This is a genomic window from Moraxella sp. TY6, assembly GCF_048551375.1.
Lineage (GTDB): Bacteria > Pseudomonadota > Gammaproteobacteria > Pseudomonadales > Moraxellaceae > Faucicola.
In genome coordinates, this window is the sequence record NZ_JBLYZJ010000003.1 from 66,182 (window position 1) to 83,630 (window position 17,449).

A 17,449-nucleotide genomic window follows, 5' to 3' on the forward strand; every position below is an offset into this window, starting at 1 on the left:
ACTCAATATATATTAAATATTTGTTTGTTATTAAAGAAGCTGGTCAATCGACTGGCTTTTTTAGTTAATGACCACTTTAAATCGGAATGGGTGGTCAGGTGAATTTTGGAGAGGGTGAACAGATTAATTGGAATATACAATTTTTGTTGAACATTTTGTGGAATGTCTTGCTGAGTGTTTTGCGTAGCGTTTTGACTAGCATTTGGATTGGCAGGCTGATTGCCAAATTTGCTAGCAGGCTGATTGGCAAATTGGCTAGAAGATTGACTAGAAGATTGGCGAAATAGACGGCAGATTTCATGCTGACCTTTGACCGCCATCAATAGGGCTAACAACCCAATACCAAAGGCAATCTTATCGTTATTGGCAATAAAACCCACTAACAACGCCCCTAACAAAAATATCCATGAGCGTACCGTATGATATACCGAGCCAAACCGCTGATAACCACCCATCAACTTTAAGGTCAGCCAAGCGATAACGGCAATACTGATAAGGCATAACAGAAAAATAATAGGCGTTGAAAATTGGGCATTCACATAAACTTACCAGTAATGATTTTCAACGATTGTAGCATAGTTTTTTACTAGACCATCAATGTTTGGTGGATTTTTGTTTTAGATTTAATAAAACCATATCGCTTAAATAGTCTGTTGAAACATGATGATAGGGATAGTGCGTATCGAGCAACTGGCGAATTTCTGCAATAGCAAGCCGACTAAAATACGCCAAACAACACGCCATCATCGCCACACTTCTTGACCATCCCATACTACATTGACACACTATCAACACAGATGGGGCTTTTGCCAAAGTGTTTGCCAAGTCGATTTGAGCGTGATTGATTACATGGGCTAAATGCCTGTCGATTTGGGCGACAATGTCTTGAAGTTGCTGAGTTGGCAAACTGTCAAATGGCTGTAAATCCATTAACGGAAAGTAAAAATAGGTGACATTTGGTAAATTGTCAATTAAAGTAAAGCTAGCACTGATTTCACTGGCGACATCTAGCCAAATTACCTGTTGGTATTGGCTTAAAACAGCGGTTAAATCTTGATTTGATAACACTTGGTTTGGCATCAGTTTTGCCGTTGCCAACACGTCGACTTGATAAGGCGTGTTTTGGCAGGTCAAAGGCTTTAGCTGATTAAAAGGCGTCAATCGCTGAAATTTGGCTAAACACCACCACAATAGACGATAGCTGATAATAATGGGAGCTTGCCACAAGTAAGCCGACAACTTTAATTGACCCTTATTACCAGTAAAAAGGGTGTTTTTTTTAAAAAAGTGATTGGTAAACTTACTATCAGCTTTCACATACAAGCCACTTAACACGCCTAGGCTTATTAGCCAATACATCGCCATCAAACTACACAGCGTTTCATAAGGGCTAGATAACCCAACAAAAATAGGCAATGTGGCGATTATCAAATACCCCGAAATCACCAATACAATATAGCGAACCGCCAGTTTGACACTGCCCAATGGCAATCTGCGAGCTAGGTAATTTTCAACAGATAAAACGCCAAATGCCAATACACTCCCACCAATGACATCCAAAAAATGGTGTTGCCATGTGAATACTGTGGAAATAGCAATGCCCAAACCCAGTAGCGACAACCCCCACCGATACTCCAGCACATAGCGAGAAAAAAACGCATTGGGTTGCCACAGTGATACCACCAAAACCCACGCATAGGCAACATGGAGTGAGGGAAACTGATTATAGGGCTTATCGACACTGTGCAATAAATTAAACGCCCATTGCCAATTGACACCCAAACTGTCAAAAGCTTGGACATGACTTGGCAATGCGAATGAAAACGTCAAAGGCAACCGATAAAAACACAGACACGCAATCACAGTCGTCAGTAATAAACGCTGGGTCAGATGGTATAAACCAACCCTATCCGCCACCATAAAAAAACTGGCAATCAATAACCATACCGAACAACTGTACAAAATGATAAAACTTGGAATAAAGGGAATATGATGGTCTAATTTTAATGCTAAATTAGCAATTTCAATGGTTTGAGAAAGGATTGCGGTATAGGCATTCATTAAATTATACAGACCAAATACTACAAAAAAATAAATCAGACAGCCAATGCGTTGCCTGATAGATAAGTCATTAGTGGGATAATTGCGTGTCATCATGGTTTTAGATAAATGAGTTTGAATGACTTATTTGGTCAATAGTTAACATAAGATACCGTTGATGACAAATATTTTTGAGATATTCATAAAAAAACCGACCTCAAAAGGGTCGGTTGTGGTTGTGGTTGTGGTTTACCTCATGACACGGTACATGGAAGCCTCACTGGATAGCACCTAAATAGGGTGTCTAGTGCTATAGCTCAATCACGTTTGCGTGATTGCGCCAGCGAGCTATTGCACTAGACACCCTATTTAGGTAACAGCTATCCTGAAACAGGTTTCCTTGTGCAAAATGTAGTGGCTTTATTCAACGGCGACGCAACATCGCCACTCACCTTACGGTGAAACGCTAAATCTCACAACTTGGGTATATTCTGCCTCAATTCTTATTGGCTTGTCAATGTTATTTTTAATATTAAGTTCAACTATACGACAATGAGTGACGTTTTGGTATAAAACCCTATTTTGCGTCATCTACTGTCGTTTTAATTGTATTAAATTAACATTTGTGCTTGATTTTTTGTCAAAAACGTAGTTTGATAGTGGTTTGACAAAAACAATAATCTCATCAATCAAGGCTAAGTCAATGAGTGACCGTTTCCAACAAATTCAGCACGCTTATACGGTGCAAGACCCAGCGTTAATCGACAAATTACTCTTATTGTGTTACCAGCCCGACCCTGCCCCGACTACGCCCATTCCCGATGACGAACTCACCTTTGAGCGGTTTTTAGCCAAAATTTTTAGTTATGAGTTTCGCCAAAAGCACCCAGAAGTACAGTTTGCCGAACGTATCGCCATGATTGCCAAGCTAGAGACAGATGAGGGCGTGTATCCGTTGCCAGACCGTTTTAGGATTCATATTATTTTGCGAAGTCTGTGGGAAGATAATAGTGATTATGCAAGGGCGGTTTTGTTGTCGGCGATTGATAGATTGCCCCTCAGTTATGGGGTGTGGAAAGGGTTTAAGCATATTTTTAAACAAGCCGAAGCCCAGCATGATTATGCGATGTTTGCACGGCTTGCAGTACGCATTGATTGTGAGCGGTTTGACCAGTCGGCTCGCACGCCTGTCAGTAGTGCCACCAAGACCTATATGAGCCTGCGAGCCTGGCGTTTTTTGCGTAATATCGGCGAGCAGTCGGGGTTTTTATATCCCGAAGTGACGGTACAAGTGTTGGCAAGTTATCCCGAAAATTTTGATTTGAACAGTCCGCAACGCTATCAAAGTTGGGTACTAAATCATATTTGTTTTCACAACAGCACCCATTATGGTGTGACTCGCTTCGCCAGTAATCATCGCCGTAAGCTATTTGATGAGAAAGGGCGAGCGTTTGCCAACACGTGGCAACGGGATGCCGAGCCGTTATTGCGGTTGATGCTGACCGCAAGAAACGAGGCGATACGCCAGTTTGCCACCGATAGCCTTAAGCACGAGTTTAAAAATGAACTGCGTGATGTCAGTGTGGCAACCATTCAACAGCTATCTGCGATTAGCGAGCGAAGCAATGCCAAAGATGAGTTGATTGTGTGGCTGATTAGCCATTCGCCCAATTTTGAGCAGTCGCAATTTCGCACCTTGGGCTTGCATGAGGTGGTGCTAAAACTGCTATTTTCTAACGAAGCCCAAGCGTCAAAATATGCGTTTGAGTATGCCAAAAGCTATGCGTTGGATTTGCCCCTTGCGACTTTGTTGTTATTGGCTGATTCGTCAAATGGCGATGCCCGTCAGTTTGCGATTGGGCAGATTTTAAGCCGTGATGCCAGAAAAGACATTGGTTTGGCAGGTTGGGGGCAGTTGCTTGATTCGCCCTATCACCATGAGGTTGCCAGCAAGCAGTTACTTGCCAATTTTAACCGCCGAGATTTTAGCCAAGATTGGTTTGTTCAGCGTTTGCTAAGTCAAAGTGGCTATAGCGTGGATTTTGCGGTCAAAAATCTGCTCAATTTTTACCCTGCTGATGAGCTTGGCATGGCGTTTTTTATCGACCTTACCCAACGCATTGATGATAACGTCATCCACGCTTCGACCATGCAATTAGCATTGGACGGCTTGAAGCAACTGTGTTTGGCAAAAGTTCCTGTCGAAGTTTGGCAACGTTTGTTATTACATCCGTTATCACAAGCTACGGTCAAAGCATGGCTAAATGCCGATTTGATTCATGCCAATACCTTGCCAATGGACTATTGGCACGCCTTGGCGTTTGAAGCCGATTGGCACAGTAGCGAGTGGGTAAAAGCCCTAACCACACCGATTGACGGTCAAATTAGCAATTGGCAACGCTATCTGACTTTTGATACATATTTAGCAGAGCAGGTCATGGACTGGCTCAGTGATGTTCGCCGTTTTGTCCCTGTCAATATTGGTTTTGATTGGCTGATGAAACTGGCAAATAGTGATAACAGTGACGCTCGTCAATTTGCCATTGACCGTATTAACAAAGGCTTTTTACCTGCGGACTTCGTTCCCCAAACTTCTGCATCACAGGTTTCTTCACAACCTGCCACAACCGATGCCAGCCAAACCGAAATCAATGTCGATTTAGCCGAACAAAGCTTTTTATTCACAGGCAAAATGCAAAGCATGACCCGTGAAACCGCTGAAGATATGGTAAAAAAAGCCAACGGCAAAATCTTGGGTGCGGTAAACAATAAGTTAGACTTTTTGGTGATTGGTGATGACGGCTCACCGCTGTACGGCAATGGTCGTAAAGGCAGTAAGCAAGTCAAAGCCGAAGAGCTGATTGCCAAAGGGGCAGGGCTAAAAATCATCTCCGAAACGGCATTTTTGCAAATGCTATCTGGGCAAGCACGCCAAGTCGATGACGACCAAACTTTGGCAGGGGCAGAAGCCTTATGGCACATGGCTGTTAGCGATGCCAACTCGCCAATGAGTGAGCTTGCGACTACGTATCTGTTGCATCATCATACCGAAATTTGCATGGCATTGACCGACCGTCCTGTTGACCCTGATGCGGTGATTCCCAACAGCTTCTTTAGTGCCGAGCGGGTCATTCCGATTTTGAATCATGGCAATGCTCGCTTACGTCAGTTTGCCTTGCAGATAGCCACTTATGAATTTGCCAATTGGCAACTCACCGCCGACCAATGGGTGAGCATAGCGGAGTCAAGCCATAGCGACGTGCAAGACTTTATCAATAAAGCGTTATTGGATAAAGCGTCTGCGGAAAATCGCCGTTATCATGTGCCAGCCGACAAGCTATCTGCCAATATGCTGTATGCCTTGCTTGATAGCCAAAAACGCACGGCTCGCCAATTGGGTGTGACCTTGCTAATGCGAAATCCGCAATTTCACGAACCCGAAACCCTGTATCGCCTTACCGAAAGCACTGATAGAGAAGTGCGGTATGCGTCTGTCAAAATGCTGTGGCAACATTACCGTAAGCGTCATCTGCCTGCCACTTGGCAACCCAAACCTATCAATGCCAAGCTCGAAAAACAGGATACGGCTGTGATTCAAAACAATCCAGTGCAAAATAGGGCGTTGGAAAAAGACAAAACCCTACCTGCAAGCCTTGAGCAGTTGTTATTATTGCTAAAACGTGGGTTATTTGAATTGCCACCTGCTCGTTTGGGTGAAAATACCAAACCCAATGAAGAAGCCAAACCAACGCATAAAGCCAAGTTTTATAACGGTCAGTTGCAACAGCCCAATGAGCAAACACAGCCTAGCAAGCCGATTTCTGCCAGTCGTGCCAAATTGGCATTAATCGAAACTTACCGTGATGTGGCGTTAGGTGATGTCGAGTTTGCCAAATTGGTATTGCCATTGTTGCAACAATTTACTGTATCCGCAGGCAAGATGGAACGCCATGCCTGTTTGGTCGCTGTCACTCGCATTCAGGCAAAATTCCCTGAGTTTGCTGAGGCAATGACGGCATAAACCAACTAAAAAATTGATAACGAGAATAACCATGAGCCAACCTTTAACCACGACTACCTTGCCCTATTGGGGGCAGATTAATGCCTTAATCAGTCAACAGGCGGTGAGCCTATTTACCACCAAAGTATTTGACAAAAAGACGACTGAACAAGCCACCCATTCAAATCAGACAAGCCAAGCCAAATTGTATCGTGTCGATAGCAGTAGCGACCACCCCACATTAACAGCTTTAGCTCTGCCTGTGGGAATGGACGGCTTAACGGCTTTATCAGACGGCACGGTGATGCTGATTGGGCGAGATGGGCAGTTATACCAAAGTGATTGGCAAGCCAAAAAAGTCACGCAAGTCAGCACCCAAGCCACGTTCGAGCTAATCAGCCAAACCGCAAGCGAAGACGATGAGCCAAGCCAACATCTGCCAACGGCGGTGGCGATTGCCAGTTTTGGCGAGGGTGTGGCGGTGTTATACCCCAATCATTTGATAGTATGGGCGTATCAAAAACATAAGCTTGGTGACTGTATTGCCAATATTCGCCTTGATAGCGTACAACAGACTAGCGACAAGACCAACACCACAGGACTTAGCATCAATCAAGCCACGTCGTTGGCGGTATCAGCCGACGGCGATTGGTTGGTGGTGGGTGATAATCAAGGCTTGGTGAGTAGTTTTCATGTCAATGCTGAATGCACAGCGGTACTACATAGCTCAAGCGAGTTATTGCACCAAGGGGCGATTACTGCCTTGTGTTTTGAGCCGATTGCCCAGCAGTTTTTTTCGGCAGGGGCGGACAAGCAACTGTTGCGTACCCATGTACAGGGCAAATTACAAGGCATTGACCGAGGCAAGGCAAGCCAACATACCGAAATGATTCGCAGTATGGTGGTGTCGGAGGTTGGTAAGGGCGAGCGACTTTACACAGGTTCGGATGATAAAAGCGTCAAGTCTTGGCAATTTGACAAAGGTCAGCCCAACACTTGCAAAGATGATTTGGTCAAAGTTCGCCTGTTAAGCGTGTGTCAATATGTGGGGCAAGCCAGCGTGTTGGCGGTTGGCACAGACCAAAGTTTGCGTTTTATCCCTGTTGATAGCGAGGGCAAGCTCACCAATGTGGCTCATGTCATCAAAGACGGCTATCAACGTCTGACCGATTTATTGAGCGATAAAGAGGATAAAGCCTTTAAAGAAGGCTTGGCGTTGCTAGCGGAACACAGCGACAACAATCGCCTCAATATCGTCAGTAAAATTTTGGAAAAATCCAATGACGGCTATCGCAGTGAGCAACTTGCCAAATGGCTTGCCACCAGTCAGCTACCCAAAACCACGCACCAATTAGAGCAGTTACTGGGTTCGCACAGCGTAGAAAAAGTGCGAGCAATTGCGTTTGAGGCGTTAAAAGCCCAAGCCCAAGTCGAAGCCAATGATACTGCCAATAGTAATAGCAATACCACGCCAAATCCCTTGCGTTATCTACAATTAGCCCTTGATAGCAAATTTGTTGATGTCAATGAATTGGCGATTGCTGAATATATTGCCGTTGCCCAAAGCAATCCCAGTTTGCACAGCCAAATCATTGCCGTGTTACAAGTTGCCCTGTCGCACCATGAAGCCCGCATTCGCAAACAGGCGTTATCCGCCCTCGAGACCTTATTACCAAGTGATAGCCCACAAGCGGATTTGTTGGCATTGGCAACGGGCAATAGTGACGTTCAGCAAGCAGGCTTGATTCGCCTATACCAACGAGGGATGTTGAACCATTTTGAGGTCAAGCGTCAGTTAGTGCTGTTGCAAAATGATAACAATGCGGTGGTGCGTCAAACTGCCTTTTATGTGTCAGTATTATCACAACCGACTTTGGCAGAAGCATTGGCAAAATTGGATGACAACCTTACTCGTACCTTGCAGGATTTTAGCGATTTTCGTTTATTGCCAAAAACTAATGCCAAAGCCAATCAAAATAGTGCCAATCAAGGCAATAGCCAAAGCAATGCCAATGAAGTTAATTTATCGCTCGACATTGCCCCCCTTGATGAAACCAAAGAGCAAAATCAAGACCAAGCCAAATCCAAAACGAAAGCCAAACAAAAAGCCGTTGCCGTGCCGACCCTTGATAGCCAAGCGTTAGAGCCATTGTTGCAAGGGTTAAGTAATAGCTATACCGACATTAGTTTTCGTTCTGCCTACAGTTTGGCATTATTGCATGATGACCGAGCGTTTGGGGCATTGATGCGACTGATGCACGACAACGATGATACCACTCGCATTGGTGTTGCCAAGGCGTTTGCCGAACTTGGGCAACAAGACGGCTTGACCGTGTTGCCGTTACTACTTGATGACAAAAACGCCACCGTGCGTCAAGTCGCCATGCAGTCTTATGGCAAACTATCGCAACAACATGGTGTGTCGCTACTGGATTGGGCTTCGGTCGGCTTTGCCAGTCGTGAGCAAGACGTTCACCAACAAGCCTTGTCGGTGCTATTGACCGCTTTGCAAAACCCTGACAACAGCGATTCACAAGGTGCAGTTAATACCCAAGGCATCGACACCCTAAGCCAAGCATTAAATGACCCATTTGAGCCGATTCGTCAAGAAGTGGTGAAAGTGCTAATCAATCGCCTAAACCAAGTCAGCGGTGAGGCGGATAGCAGTCAGCGGAAACAAGCGATTTTTGGTTTGCTAAAACAAAGCCGTTTTGTTGATGTGCATCAAGTGACATTGGATGAATGGCAAACTCTGCTCAAGCAGTCACCACAAGCCAGTGATAGCGTTGTCGCCATGCTTGCCGAATTTTTGGACAACCCATTCCAAGCGATTCGCCAAGGGGCGTTTGACATCGCCCTGCGTGAGCATAAACGCATTGCGGTAAAAACCTTGCTATCACTTGCCTTTAATAGCCAGTTTGTTGATACCCGTCAGCAAGCGTTAAATTTATTGAGTAGCCAAAAAACCGCTGATTTGATGCCGTTATTGAGTGCGTTATTTAATGATGACAATGGCGACTTGCGTTTGCAAGCGTTAAAGGTAGCGTTGGATTATGGCGACCCACAAGTATTGGCAACCGCCCTACAAAGTCCGTACAGCGATATCCAACTGGCGACCGCCCAAGCCCTTGCCAAACAAGGACATGGCGACAGTTATCAGATTTTCGAGCATTTTCTCAATCAGCCGATGCCAGAAATGGCGGATGAGAAAACCAAATGGCAAAAAAACATCATCGAAGCCTTACGAGGCGTGGCAGATTTGGCGGACGGACGTGGTTTTGCGTGGTTTGACAAATACTTACACGATGCCAATGCCGAGTTTGGCAAAACCACCGATTTGGCATCACAGGTGATGTGGGTGAGCCGTGGCGATAACCTTGAGCGATTAGCTGAGTGGCAAAACGATGAGCGAAGCCATGTCAAACAAGGGGCAAGCCTTGCATTAGCCGTGTGGGGCGATAAGCGTGGCGAAATGTTACTTAATGATGACAAACAAGCCAATACCCTGTCCGCTACCCAATGGCTACAGGCTCGTGTTGGCTTGGGCGTGAGCCATGCCAATCAATTACGCCCTGTGCTTGGCAAAGCTGATACCGAACTGGCAAGCCGTGTGTTATTGGCATTTTATGATTTATTGCTTAATCCAACTCAGCCCAAACGCTTGCTTGAGGCGTTAGCCTTTGCCGATAGTGACACTGCCCTGCTGTGTGCAGGGGTGATTGCTCGTTTTGCTGACAGTACACAAGCATGGCAATACCTTGCTGATACCCTTAACCGTCAGTTGCAACAACGCCGAGAACCGCACAAAACCAAGCAAGAAGCCGTATGGTCGCTAGATGTCCCCACCTTACAACAACTAGCTCAATGCGTGGTCTTTGGTGAACCACTCATCAAAGCCCAAGCCGTGAGTTTATTGACACCGCTAAGTCAAAATTTGGCGTATGAGGTGTGGCAAAGCCGTTATTTACGCTTCGTCCAACTCAATCAAGCCTTGCTAAACGACACCAATCGTCAATATCCATTAGTCGCTCATACCAATCCTGCCCACGAGCATCAATGGCAAGCGTTGGCATTTGGGGCGTGGCTGGGTATTTTACGCCAAACTGACTACCGTAGCGTCAGCGTTGCCGAACAAGCGATGCGAGCCTTGTTAAACCTCGCTCAACATCCGCATTGGCAAGACAGCGTGCAACGTGCCTTTATCCCATTGCTTAATCACCAAAACTACAACGTGCGAGAGTTGGCTTGGCAAGGTTTGCAAGATTTGGGCTTGCCGAGTGAGCGATTGGGCGAACACGCCATGAGTTCACCGCATATTGATATGGTGCAAAAAGGCTTGGGGCTATGGCTGACAAGCTTTGAGCAAAACCACAATGCCACCGAAGCCAATCAGCAGTTGCAAGGGCTATTACAGACCAACAGTGCGGTATTGACCCAAGAAGCGTATCGACTATTGGTTCAGCGAGTGGGGGCGTTGTCGGCAGGCGAAATGGCACTTGCCAGTTATTACTTGCCATTGCGTAGCCAAGTGGTCAATGAGTGGCGACAAATCACCACACCAGAGCGTCAAGCAGACCGACTGGCGTTACTCAATCTTGCCAGTGCCAATGACGATTGGCAAACCCGTTTTTCTGCCATTTCACAGCTATTTGATTTGCCAGTTGCCCTGCCTTTTCAACAGCCGTCTAAACAGCTAGTTGGGGCAAGTTTTGACACAGATTTGCTCATTCGTGGCATTCAGCTTTGGCAACATAGCCAAGACATGGGACAACAACGAGCCGTTACCAATTTATTGAGCAACCATGTTGCCGTGATTAGCAAAAAGCTTGCAACCGAGCCAACGCTTGCCAATCCATTACTTGCCCTGCTTGACAGCCCACAACGCAAAGTCGAGTTGGGTAGTACTTATAATTTGCTTGGCGACACTCGTAGCACGGCTTTTGTGCCTGCCTTGATGCAACGCTATTTGGATAAATCCGATGAACGTGCCGATATCGTCAAAACCTTGACCAAAATCAGCGGTTTTGACCAACCGATTGAAGATTTTTATGATGATTATGCCGATAAACGCTGGCTTGAACGTCAATATCCACGCCATGTTGCGGTGTTGTTAAATCTTGCTCAACAGCTACTCCAACACACGGATTATTTACGTTTTACCAATTTATTATATAGTTTAAGTTGGGCAAATGATGCGTCATTGAACCCACAAATTGACAAGCTGTTGCAACGTGCCTACAGCCAAATGCCAAGCCAACATACCGCCAAAATCGTGGAAGCCATGGCATACCGTGCCGACAAACGCCAAGGCGATGTCGCAGGACTGCGAAAAGCCTTGGGCAATAAAGATGCCGAAGTGCAGTTTTTATCCGCAGAAGGCTTGGCAAAACGGGGTATCAAAGACGGCTTTGCCGTGCTTATGGCGACCATTGACTACAATACGGACGGTGAATTGCGTCGCCGTGCGGTGTTGGCGTTGGGTGAGTTGGGTGATGAGCAAGCTTATGACAAGCTGATTAAACTTGCTGATGACCCAGCGCATTATTTGCAAGATGTGGCAAGTGAAGCGTTAGGGCATTTGGGGCAAACCGAATACGGTCAGCGAATCTTTAGCTTACTCCAAACCCATTTACAGCAAGTGACGAGCGAAACCCCTGCCATTGAACATTGGATAAATGGCTTGCGTTGGCTCAATACTTACGACAGTTGGCAACAAATTCGTGACTTTATCAAACGAGATGAAGCCGACCCGTACACCTTTTGGAGCAGTATCGACCATGCGATTAAGACCTTGCAATACCATGTTGCCACGGACGATATCGGCACGGCAAACCGCAATTTGTTGTTAAAACTGATTCGTAGCCATACCAATTATAGCCGAGTTGAGCAAAGTGTGCTTACCGCTCAAATCCTATTTGACAACGAGCCGAACACCGTGTATGCGTATGATTGGGCGGTGCTAGAAAGCCTGTTCCCAACTATTTTGGAGAACCAAAGCCAACACCGTATCAGCCAATTTGCCAGCCTTGATGAATTGCTTGCCTTTATCAATGATTACCCACAACTGGTGCAACGCAATCATGGTTTGCATTTAGAATATTATAACCAAGACACAGGCGAACAAGTCATCCAAGCCTTGATGCAGGCGATTCTTGAGCGAGATAAAATGCCTGCCAGCGACTTGCACAAATTATTGGTAAGCAGTAATCCGTCTAGCCAACAACTGGGGCTACGTTACCTCACCCAACATCCGCAAGACTACTGGCAAAATGAGGTCGAAACTGGGCTATGGCAACAGCTTACCCTTGCCAAAACCGTATGGCAACAACTGGTCGCCCAAGTCAGCGAACAGCCAAGCCTTGCCTCGACCGCTTATAACCGTAGCGTCAATGCCGACACATGGCAACGCACGCAAGAGAACAATGACACCACCGTGAGCCAACTGTTGTGGTTACTGCTTCGCTTTAGCCCTATCAATTCAGCCCACATTGGCGATACGCTAAGTTGGTTGTTAAATCAGCAACAGCAAACCATTGTCCAAGCCGTGCCTGTATTGGCGACCACGTTAAATGGCTGGCTCAAACAAAGCCTACTGGCTCTATTGGTTCGCCCTGCCGATGAACTTAGCACCGCACAGCCTTGGCAAGAGGTGTTACGACAAGTGGCGTATTGGTCAAATGCCGAATTGCAACAACTGGCACAGCAATTATTGGCTCATGCTCAAACTAGCAAAGCTGAAAAAGCGAATAAAGCTGATAAAAAATCCTCGCTGATTGAACAAGTGAAAGGCATATTTGGCAAACGTACCACGCCTGATGCTTCAAACCAAAGTTTAAGCCCAAGCCAACAACTGATTCAGTGGGTACAGCAAAGCGATGTCGAAGCCTTATACCAATGGGGAAGTGATATCAGTTTAGCAGAAAATTTGCGTATCAGTGCGATTGAGGGCTTGGGACAAGTATCGCTAACACAAGCGGATGCGGTGGTGCAACGGCTATCACAGCTTCAACAACATGACAGCGATGCCGATATTCAACGAACTGCCTTTAGTGTGTTACGCCGTTATCAACGCCGTTTAACCCCAAAAATGCCCAAACACACCACCCGTGATTTGAATGTGGGTTAATGAAATCTAGGCAATGAAAAGATTTGATAATGAGCTTCTTTCAAAACAGGACAAATCGTAGCGTGGGTTAGCCGTCTTTTTGGCGTAACCCACGGAATTTAAATGTGTTAGGTAATTATATAGTAAGTAACAGGACAAAATTAAATACAGATATCAAGAACCCCACCCCAACCCTCCCCTTATCAGGGGAGGGAGCGGTTCTCCCCCTGTTAAGGGGGAGTTAGAGGGGGTCAATGAAATTATAATTTAAGATTGTTCAGTTACTTATTCAATTATATTCTAAATTTTTGTGGGTAACGCTTTGCTAACCCACGCTACTTTGTGATTAGCACAGAAGTTTAATAATTAATTTGCCAAAAATTGAAGCCAAAAAATACCAATAGGAATAACAATGACAGCCACCGACCCAAATCCCAATTCAAATTTAAGTGAAGATACCAGTCAAGCTAACGACCCAACTTTGCCACCACAAGGGGTTGCCATGCGGTTGGATTATGCCGAGCCGAGCCAGTTGGTTACGCCTACTTTGACCGACACCCAAGCCGATAACCACACCGACCATGTCGCCCTGTTTGCTCAACTCAATCGCCCCAATGTGGCGTTTCATGCCAACGTAACACAGCCATTGTTATTCCGTGACGGCTTAATGGCGTTATTTGATGTGGTAAGTGCCGATTATCGCTATGTGCCAAAAGACCGCACCGCCTATACTGCCTTTATGCAAATGCGTCGAGCGTCTGCCAATGCCAACCTGTTTGCCTCACAGCGAGCCTATTTTGACTGGCTATATAACAACGACCCACTCGGTTACTGCGTGCTTGACCCGATTGTGCAGGTGCATGAAGACGGCGTGACCTTTGAAGTATTTAGCAAAGACGAGGGCAGTTATGCCTCGCTGACCTTTACCCATAGCCTGTTTGACAATATTGACAACACGGCTTTTGGCACGACTTACATTGACTATAGCCCTGCGTTACGCCAAGGGATTGAGCAAATCCGCAGTTATCGCACCACTCGCTTAGATATCGGACAGCTAGGTATCGGACAGCAAGCGGTCGCCTTACAAACGCTCAAAACCGATGTTGATAGCAATGTGACAACGCCCCCTATTATTGAAAAACGCATCAATGTGGCAAAATCATGGATTCGCTCATTACTACAAGTGCAATCCGCCACCCAACTTTCGCAAGACCGTTTTGAGCTTGACCCTGTATCGCTATACAACTTGCTGTTTGAGTTGCGAATGCACGCCGATATCAAAGGCAAAAAACGTGGTTTGATGATTGAGCTTGTACCGCACAAAGCCCCTGTGCTGACCCTTGAGCCGTTTGGCATTGTGGTGCATAGCCAATCCGCTCCCTATCAAGGCAAATCGGCAAAACTACTCCGCTTGTGGGGTCGTCGCCGTTTGGCGTTGTTAAAACGCCTATTGCCTTACACCGACAAGGTAAGCGTCACGCTACTGGGGCAAGGGATGCCAAGCTATTGGACATTGACAGGGCAAGGCTTTCATCTGACCTTTGCCATGACAGGTTTTAGCCAAGCCAATTGGTCGCAATCGCTGAATTTTGATTTGCTATTGCCAAAACGCCCCACCGAAACACCCAATGCTGACAGCAACGAACTTGAGTCAATCATCAAAGCCTTGCAAACCGCCCAAGACATTCCGACGTTGGCAAAATACCTTGGCAAAAAACCGACTGAAATTCGCCAAAACTTACTGACCCTTGCTCAACAAGGCTTGGTGCGGTATGACCTTGCCACCGAGCAGTTTATCTATCGTCCTTTGACCGATACACCGCTGAATATGGATGATTTTGCTTATCATAATTTGGCAGAAAAACAAGCATACGAGTTGGTCAATCGCCCCAAAGCCATTAGCAAATTTAATGTAGAAACCTTGCCAAGCATGGTCGGAAGCGGTGGTGTGGCGATTTCTGCCGATGTCGAAGTCAAAGAAGACCGCCGTACCTATCATAGCCAGTTACAGCTGAATGATGAGGGCATGGTCACTCGTGCCGAATGTAGCTGTCCGCAGTTTTTGCAACACCGATTGACCCAAGGCGTGTGTAGCCATTTGATTGCGGTGCGATTGATGTACGCCAGTTATGACCGTAGCAAAGATGAAAAACTGCGTTGGCAACAAAGCAAACTGTTTAGCAAACGTCTGGCTAGTAAATCAACTGGTAAATCATCTGACCATTATATTGATAATTCTGCTGAATTAGACATCAATACTAATCTTAACAATGTTGAAGCCAAAATCGATGCTCATGCCAATACCGAAGCAATGGCACAAATTTATCTTACCCTTAATCAGAAAAAACTCATCATCGAGCGAAGCGGTGACAAGCACACAGGGCGACAACAACTGTTATTTAATCGCCCCGAACAAGCCTATGAGGCATTTCTCAAACACATTGCCCAATTTGAATCAGCAGGCTATTTAGAAAATCAGGTAATTTAACATGACAAACACTACACACACTAGCCTACAACAACAATGGGAACAACGCTGGCAAGCGATTGAACAAGCAGGCGGACGCTATCAATACGTCATGGCACAGATGAAACAGCATGGCTTTTTGGTCGAGCGAAAACCAATTGACAATATGCCCCCTGCTGAGCGTGAACGCTATAAAAAACAGCTAAAACAAGAAGCCCTTGAGCAACGCAAACTCAAAAAAGAAGCATGGCAAGCCTACAAAGCCAACCATATCGTGTATTTGGGGCAAGGGATTTATTGGTCGGATGACACCAGTGAAGACCAATGGGATGCCACAGACGGTGCAAAGCGATTATTGGAAAGCCAACTGCCGACCTTTAAAAACGCCAAAGCATTAGCCGACCAACTCAACCTTACCATTCCTCAACTAAAAGGCTTGTGTTTTCACCGTGATGTTGCCACTCGTTTGCCTTACACCCATTTTACCATTGCCAAACGTAGTGGGGGCGAACGCCAAATTTGGTCGCCTATCCCACGCCTCAAATACGCCCAACGTTGGATTTTGGACAATATCCTTAATCCCATGCTGATTCACGGCTCGGCTCATGGCTTTGTGCGAGGTAAATCCATTGTCACCAATGCCGAAAACCATACCAATAGCCAACTGCTTGTCAAAATGGATATCAAAGACTTTTTTCCGTCGATTAACTGGCGACGTGTCAAAGGCGTGTTTCGTCAAGCAGGCTATGCCGAGCAACTGGCGACCTTATTTGCCATGCTATGTACCGAATCCCCTCGTCAATTGGTGAAGCAAGGCAATGCTACCTTGTATGTGGCATTGGCGGAGCGTTGTTTGCCACAAGGTGCGCCCACCAGTCCTGCCCTTACCAATATCATTTGCCTAAACCTTGACCGCCGTTTGGCAGGGCTTGCCGATAAACATGGGTTGCGTTATAGCCGTTATGCTGATGATTTGACCTTTAGTTTGGCAAGTGGTACTGTCATCGAAAAAGACGCAAAAAACGCCCTAATTAGTACACTATTAGGCTCGGTAGCGAAGATTTTGAGTGAAGAAGGCTTTGCGATTAATGCCCAAAAGACCAACGTCATTCACCAAGGCGGTGTGCAACAGGTGACAGGGCTGGTAGTGAATGGTGACGGTGTGCCTCGTGTACCTCGTGCAATCAAACGTAAGCTACGAGCCATTATTCATAACCTTGAGCAGGGCAAGCCACTGCGACAAGGCGAAACCTTTAACCAACTGCGAGGCTATGCGTCATGGATAGCCATGGCAGAGCCAGTGGTGGGGCAACGGTTTTTGAGCCAGTTAAAGGCGATAGAGCTGAAAGTAACGGCATCGAAGGTTAAACAATCTATGCAATCATGATTGATTGATAAATCTAAGAATCTGTTTATAATCTTTTTTAAAGCCAACAAAGATAATCTAATTTCACCATTTGCAAACTCGACTTTAGGGGTTAGCACAGAATTCGGATCATAATGCAAAATAATTACTTTTATTTACTTTTAATATTATTTTAAGCTAAAATTGTCCAAATTTTTGGTAAAAAATGGAAAATAACACTCATATTAAACTATTTTTGATAAAAATTTGCAGGTTTTTATTATACTGGACTTGATGGGGTAGTCAAATTCAGTAAATTGGTTTATTTTCAAAAAAATTAAAAACCTATGGAAAACATCTGCTTTCCATGGGCTAACTCCATAATCACGCAGATTTATAATACTGAAATACTCGACAAAATTTCTTATAATTCTATATAACCCGAATTCTGTGATGAATCCTAATTACCGCCCTATATGTTTCAAATTCTCA

At 45.6% G+C, this 17,449-nt stretch carries 6 protein-coding genes; 4 read left to right on the forward strand and 2 right to left on the reverse strand.

Annotated features, from left to right (window positions below; translation table 11 throughout):
- Positions 1-2: 2 nt before the first annotated feature.
- Both ACK1U4_RS03400 and ACK1U4_RS03405 read right to left on the reverse strand, forming a co-directional pair.
- Positions 3-539 (reverse strand): hypothetical protein, encoded by a 537-nt coding sequence (locus ACK1U4_RS03400; RefSeq protein WP_419399965.1) that lies wholly within the window; start codon positions 537-539, stop codon positions 3-5.
- 55 nt (positions 540-594) lie between these two features.
- Positions 595-2,157 carry a phosphatase PAP2 family protein gene (locus ACK1U4_RS03405; RefSeq protein WP_419399966.1) on the reverse strand — a complete coding sequence of 521 codons (1,563 nt, stop codon included), beginning with the start codon at positions 2,155-2,157 and terminating at the stop codon, positions 595-597.
- Positions 2,158-2,743: 586 nt separating this feature from the next.
- Between ACK1U4_RS03405 and ACK1U4_RS03410 the strand changes: the two genes are divergently transcribed.
- From ACK1U4_RS03410 to ACK1U4_RS03425, 4 genes are all read left to right on the forward strand, one after another.
- Positions 2,744-6,061 carry a BRCT domain-containing protein gene (locus ACK1U4_RS03410; protein ID WP_419399967.1) on the forward strand — a complete coding sequence of 1,106 codons (3,318 nt, stop codon included), beginning with the start codon at positions 2,744-2,746 and terminating at the stop codon, positions 6,059-6,061.
- Positions 6,062-6,092: 31 nt separating this feature from the next.
- Positions 6,093-13,166 carry a HEAT repeat domain-containing protein gene (locus ACK1U4_RS03415; RefSeq protein ID WP_419399968.1) on the forward strand — a complete coding sequence of 2,358 codons (7,074 nt, stop codon included), beginning with the start codon at positions 6,093-6,095 and terminating at the stop codon, positions 13,164-13,166.
- Positions 13,167-13,557: 391 nt separating this feature from the next.
- Positions 13,558-15,633 carry a hypothetical protein gene (locus tag ACK1U4_RS03420; protein ID WP_419399969.1) on the forward strand — a complete coding sequence of 692 codons (2,076 nt, stop codon included), beginning with the start codon at positions 13,558-13,560 and terminating at the stop codon, positions 15,631-15,633.
- Between the two features lies 1 nt (position 15,634).
- Complete coding sequence (locus tag ACK1U4_RS03425; protein WP_419399970.1) at positions 15,635-16,999, forward strand: reverse transcriptase family protein; 1,365 nt, start codon at positions 15,635-15,637, stop codon at positions 16,997-16,999.
- Positions 17,000-17,449: the final 450 nt, after the last annotated feature.

Bases quoted from the DNA above. Each gene is read 5' to 3' on its own strand.
- ACK1U4_RS03405 (WP_419399966.1), bottom strand. From the start codon at position 2,157: ATGATGACACGCAATTATCCCACTAATGACTTATCTATCAGGCAACGC.
- ACK1U4_RS03410 (WP_419399967.1), top strand. From the start codon at position 2,744: ATGAGTGACCGTTTCCAACAAATTCAGCACGCTTATACGGTGCAAGAC.
- ACK1U4_RS03415 (WP_419399968.1), top strand. From the start codon at position 6,093: ATGAGCCAACCTTTAACCACGACTACCTTGCCCTATTGGGGGCAGATT.
- ACK1U4_RS03420 (WP_419399969.1), top strand. From the start codon at position 13,558: ATGACAGCCACCGACCCAAATCCCAATTCAAATTTAAGTGAAGATACC.
- ACK1U4_RS03425 (WP_419399970.1), top strand. From the start codon at position 15,635: ATGACAAACACTACACACACTAGCCTACAACAACAATGGGAACAACGC.